Annotated in this window: 5 protein-coding genes; 2 read left to right on the top strand and 3 right to left on the bottom strand. The window is 73.8% G+C overall.

The window, feature by feature from the left end:
* Window positions 1-79 precede the first annotated feature (79 nt).
* Complete coding sequence (locus VR45_RS35510; protein WP_078897227.1) at window positions 80-1804, top strand: DUF2079 domain-containing protein; 1725 nt, start codon at window positions 80-82, stop codon at window positions 1802-1804.
* Between the two features lie 61 nt (window positions 1805-1865).
* Here VR45_RS35510 and VR45_RS35515 read toward each other — a convergent pair whose 3' ends face one another.
* Together VR45_RS35515 and VR45_RS35520 are read right to left on the bottom strand one after the other, a co-directional pair.
* Window positions 1866-2144, bottom strand: a complete 279-nt coding sequence (locus VR45_RS35515) for a hypothetical protein (protein WP_045944045.1) — start codon at window positions 2142-2144, stop codon at window positions 1866-1868.
* Between the two features lie 31 nt (window positions 2145-2175).
* Complete coding sequence (locus VR45_RS35520) at window positions 2176-3249, bottom strand: Ku protein (RefSeq protein ID WP_045944046.1); 1074 nt, start codon at window positions 3247-3249, stop codon at window positions 2176-2178.
* A 194-nt stretch (window positions 3250-3443) separates the two neighbouring features.
* On the opposite strand from VR45_RS35520, the gene VR45_RS35525 reads away from it, so the two are divergent.
* The gene (locus VR45_RS35525) at window positions 3444-3653 is read left to right on the top strand and encodes a hypothetical protein (protein ID WP_045944047.1); all 210 of its coding nucleotides are present in this window, start codon (window positions 3444-3446) and stop codon (window positions 3651-3653) included.
* Between the two features lie 66 nt (window positions 3654-3719).
* On the opposite strand, the gene VR45_RS35530 is transcribed toward VR45_RS35525, so the two are convergent.
* Window positions 3720-5003, bottom strand: a complete 1284-nt coding sequence (locus VR45_RS35530) for a metallophosphoesterase (RefSeq protein WP_063772607.1) — start codon at window positions 5001-5003, stop codon at window positions 3720-3722.
* Window positions 5004-5382 lie beyond the last annotated feature (379 nt).

The following is a 5382-nucleotide window of genomic DNA, read 5'->3' on the forward strand; positions in this document are numbered from 1 at the left end:
GGCTGACCCGGCGCCCGCCGCCCCGCGGCCCGCCCGACCAGCAACCCCCGCCCCCGCCGCCGACCACCTCAGGGATCCCGTGCCAGTCGAAACCGGGCTCAGCCCGTCCACCCGCCAGAACCGTCCGCTGCTGCCGCGCGTCGTGCGCCCGCCCGCGCCCGGCGCCGCCGCGCTCTCCGGCCGCCGGACCGCCGTGCTGACGCTGCTCTGCTTCGCCGTCACCGCGGCGTGCGGGCTCCAGCAGTGGTCGGCGGTCCTGCTGGGCGGCTTCGACCTCGGCATCTTCCACCAGGGTGTGGCCGGCTACGCGCACTTAGGGCTGCCGATCTCGCCGGTCAAGAGCTACCACCACGAGTTCCCGCCCGCCTTCTCCCTGCTGGGCGACCACTTCTCGCCGATCCTGGCCGCGCTCGCGCCGCTCTACTGGATCTGGGAGGACCCGCGCACCCTGCTCCTCGGACAGGCGCTGCTGCTCGCCGCCGGCGTCCCGCTGATCCGCCGGATCGCGGTCCGCTGCTTCACTCCGCCGACCGACGGCAGCGGAACCGACAGCACCGGGACCGGCACCGCCGACGGGGACCCGGCCGGGACCGACCCCGCGCGACTGCGGACCGTACGCCTGGTCGCCGACCTGGCCGGCCTCGTCTACGGCCTCGGCTGGCCCCTGCTCGCCGCCGGCCGGGGCGGCTTCCACGAGGTCGCCTTCGCCGTCCCGCTCACCCTGCTGATGTTCGAACGCGGCCTGGCCCGCCGCTACGGCACCGCCGCCCTCGCCGCCGCCCTGCTCTGCCTCACCAAGGAGGACCTCGGCCTGCTGGTCGGCATGTACGGCCTGGTCCTGCTCTGGCGCGGCCGCCCGCGCGGCGACCGGCAGGGCGAACGGGCCGGGGACCGGCGCACCCTCGCCTACGGCGCGGGCCTGCTGATCGGCGGCCCGCTGGCCTCCGCGCTCGCCATCGTCGCGCTGATCCCCGCGATGGGCGGCCAGCCCGACTACTACTGGGTGTACGGCCCGCTCGGCCCGGACGCCGGGACCGCGTTCGGCAATGTACTCGGCGACCCGCTGCTGCTCGTTCAGGTCGCCACCAACGCCACCGTCAAACCGCTGCTGCTGCTCTGGCTGTTCGGCACCCTGCTGCTGCTGCCGCTGCGCTCCGCCACCACGCTCTGCCTGCTGCCGCTGCTGGCCGAACGCGTCCTGTCGGACAACCCCAACCACTGGTCGATCGCCCACCACTACGACGCCTTCCTGTGGCCGGTGCTGCTCACCGCCACCCTGGAGGCGCTCGGCCGCCTGCACGCCCGGGGCGGGCTCCACCGGCGCACCGGCTACGGCCTGGGTACGGCGGCGGTCGCGATCTCCCTGGTCAGCAGCCTGGCGCTGGGCGGGATCAGCCTGCTGACCCCGGCATTCTGGCGCCCCTCGGCGAGCAACACGGCCCTGGTCCGGGGCGCCGCGCAGATCCCGGACGGCGCCCTGGTGGAGGCCGACAACCAGGTGGTGCCGCGACTGGTCGGCCGCACCGACGTGGTCCTGGTGGACGGCGTGCCGCGCGGACGCGACTACGTCCTGATCCGCTCCGACACCCGGACCTTCCCGTTCCAGACCTCGGCCGAGCAGGCCGAGCGGATCGAGCTGCTGCTGGCCCACGGCTACCGGCAGGTCTGGGGCGAGCACGGGGTGGTGCTGCTGCACCGCGAGAGCGACGAGCCGGTGCCCGGCGCCCGGGTGCCCGACGACAGCAGCACTCCGGTCAAGGAGATCGTCCCCTCCGACGTCGGCCACAACCTCTTCAAGGGCTGAGCCGCAGGGGTTCCCGTCCGACCGAGCCGCTGCTCGGGGACGGGAACCCCTCAGGGGACGGTCAGGTGGCCATCCGGTGGCGGCCCCGGCCGGGCGTGGCCCACCGGGCGACGACGCCGACCAGTGCCAGCACGGTGACGCCCCAGACGATGCTGAAGATGATCAGCCACGTCAGCGAGGCCTGGGTGCCGATGGCGCCCAGGCCGATCGAGAGGCCGACCAGGAAGACCACGGCTGTCGGGGAGAGACTGCACAGCCAGTGCCAGGCCCGGTGCGCCGGGCTCGGGTGGGCGGGCGCGTCGGGGCCGGTGTCCTGCGCCTTGTAGGTGATCAGGTCCATCGGGAATCGCCTCCGGGGGTGAGGGGGGAGGTCACGAGGCCTTCCGGGGAGTGGCGGGCTTCCGGGTCGTGGTGGTGGTCGTGCTCTTCTGCGCGGTCGTGCTCTTCCTCGCGGCCGTGCTCTTCTTCTCGCCGCTCGCGGGCTTCTGCGCGGTGGCGGACTTCTTCGCGGTCGTGGACTTCTTGCTCGTGGCGGCCGTCGTCTTTGTCGCCGTCGTCTTTGTGGCCCTCGTGGCCGTTGTGGCCTTCGTGGCCGTCGTCTTCTTCGCGGCGGCACGCCTGCGCGGCGGCGGCTGCTCCTCGGCCGGCTCGGCCTCCGCCTCCTCCGCCTCGGCGTGGGCCCGGTCCGGATGGGCGTCCTTGGCCCGCCGCAAGCTGCTCCGCAGCGCCTCCATCAGGTCGATGACGTTGTCCGGCGCCTCCCCCGCCTCCTCCTCGTGCGGGACTTCGACCCCCTGCAACCGCGCCTCGATCACCTGCTGGAGCGCCTGCTGGTAGTCGTCGTGGAGTTGCTCCAGGTCGAAGTCCTCGGACAGGGTCTCCATCAGCGAACGCGCCATCACGTCCTCCTCGGGCGCGATCCCGGCCGCCGGACGGACCTCGTCGGGCCAGATGCAGGTCTGGAGCACCAGCGTGCCGTCGTGTACCCGGAGCACGGCCGGGGACTCCCGGCTGCGCAGCGCGATCTTGGTGACGGCGATCTGCCCGGACTCCACCAGCGCGTCGCGCAGCAGCGCGTAGGGCTTGGAGGCGGCCTTGTCGGCGACGCCGACGTAGTAGGCCTTGGAGAACATCAGCGGGTCGATCTCGCCCTCGTCGACGAAGGCCAGCACGTCGATGATCTTCTTGCTGGGCAGCGGCAGGTCGGCGAGGTCCTCGTCGGTGAGCGTGACCGTGCGGCCGTCCGGGGACTCGTAGCCCTTGGCGATCTCCGCGTACGGGACCTCCTTCTCCTCCTCCTCGCAGTACCGCTTCATCCGCACCCGCCCGCCGTCCTTGGCGTGCACCTGGTGCAGCGGGACGTCGTGCTCCTTGGTGGCGGAGTACAGGTGGACGGGGATGGAGACCAGGCCGAAGCTGATCGTCCCCTTCCAGGTGGTCTGCATGGGGTCGCTCCTTCCCGGAGCATTCCCGGAGCCTGCCCGGAGCCGTCCCGGTGGTTCACGCCGTGGTTCACGCGCGGGGTCGCGCCGGCCGGGGCGCCCGGCCCCGGAGATTCCCACTCTGCCCGGGTTCGCCCCGATCGGCCACCTGCCGTCGACCGGCGGACAATGGACGGCGGAACGGAGGTGAACGCACCGTGCGCGACATCGACCCGCCCCCGCCGCCGGACACCACGACGTACCGGGTCCGCTACGCCCTGGCCGGCAGCCCGGGCGTACGGCTCGCGGAGGTCACCCTCGTCCCGGGCCACTCCCGGGAGAGCGACATCCCGGCCCTCCTGGACGCCCGGCTCCACCGCCGCCCGGACGGCCGCCGGGTCGTCCTCCTCGACGTCACCGAGGCCTGAACCCGCCCGCCGCTCGGCCCGATGCCGGGCCGACGCCCGAGCCGACGCTCAGGCCAGGGCCGACGCTCAGGCCCGGAGCGAGGCGAGCGTGACGATGGTGATGTCGGACGGGGCGCCGACCCGTACGGGCGGGCCCCAGGCGCCGGCGCCGCGGGTGACGTAGAGCTGGGTGTCGCCGTACCGCTCCAGGCCCGCGACGGTCGGGTTGGCCAGTTCCGCCACGAAGTTGCCCGGCCAGAGCTGCCCGCCGTGGGTGTGCCCGGACAGCTGGAGGTCGACGCCGTGCCGGACCGCGTCGTGGATGGTGACCGGCTGGTGCGAGAGCAGGACGGCGGTGCGGGCCGGGTCGCGGTCCCCGAGCGCCCGGCCGAAGTCGGGGCCGTCGCCCTCGCGCTCCCCGGCGATGTCGTTGACCCCGGCCAGGTCGAAGCCGCCGAGCTCGACCCGGGCGTTCTGCAGCGGGTGGACGCCCAGCTCGCGGACGAAGTCCACCCAGGGCGCCGCGCCGGAGAAGTACTCGTGGTTGCCGGTGACGAAGTAGGCCCCGTCGCGGGCCCGCAGCTGCGCCAGCGGCTCGGCGTCCCGTCCGAGCTCGGGGACCGTGCCGTCGACCAGGTCGCCCACGATCGTGATCAGGTCGGGCTTCGCGGCGTTGATGGTGTCGACGATCCGCTGGGTGTGGGCGCGGCCGAGGATCGGGCCGAGATGGATGTCGCTGACCACCGCGATCCGGTAGCCGTGCGCGGCGGCCGGCAGCTTGGCTAGCGGGACGGTCACCTGCTTGAGCCTCGGCCCGCGCAGCACCCCGTACATGCCGGTGCCGACCACGGCCGCCGCCGCGCCGGAGGCCCCGATCGCGACCGCCCGGGCGACGAACAGCCGCCGTTCCGGCGAGGGCGCGGCGGGGGTGGCAGCCGGGGCAGCGGGCACGTCCGACGCGGGCTCGTCCGACGTCGGCACGTCCGACGCGGGCTCGTCCGACGTCGGCACGTCCGCCGCGCGAGCGTCCGGAACCGCCGCCCGCGCCCGCGCCGCCCGGGACGGCAGGCGGAGCAGCAGCGGCCGGACCAGCTCCCCGACGGCGAGCCCGAGCAGCAGGTACAGCAGCACCGCGAGCCAGAGGTAGCCGGGCCAGGCGAACCAGCGCTCGACCGCTATCGGGAACGCCCGCCCGCCGACCAGCGCCCCCACCGAGAGCAGCGGCAGGACGAAGGCGAGCACCGTGCCGGTCCGGCGCCAGCGGCCGCCGGGTGCCGAGACGTCGCGCACCAGCCGGCGCCAGAGGTACCAGTGGACGAGGGTCAGCAGGGCGAGCACGAGGAGGACGCCGAGCACCACGAGGACGATCATCACGCCGCCAGTATGTACGGCCGCCCGACAAACCCCCCGGGAGGGCCCCGAGTTGCTGGCGCTGCGTCAGATCTGAGCTTTCCGGGGCACCACTTCACCCGCCCTGACCTGGGCTTTTTCGTCCGCTGAGCGAACAGTTCCCGGTACCTTGTTCCGATACCCGGAGGTAGAGGTTAGGTTGCACCGCAATGCGCGGATCCGTCCCCCACCCTCCGGTGATCGAGCCGAGGGTCGGGCCGCGCCGGAAAGGCACAGGCACCCTCACGATGAGTGCGGACACCACCACCCGGGCCGGATCCCCTCCGCCCCGCGACTCCGCTGACCAGCACACCGCCGGGAACGGCGGGCCCGGCCCCGGCGGCGACGGCCACCTCAAGGC

This window comes from Streptomyces sp. NRRL S-495 (assembly GCF_000966955.1).
GTDB classification, from domain to species: Bacteria; Actinomycetota; Actinomycetes; order Streptomycetales; family Streptomycetaceae; genus Kitasatospora; species Kitasatospora purpeofusca.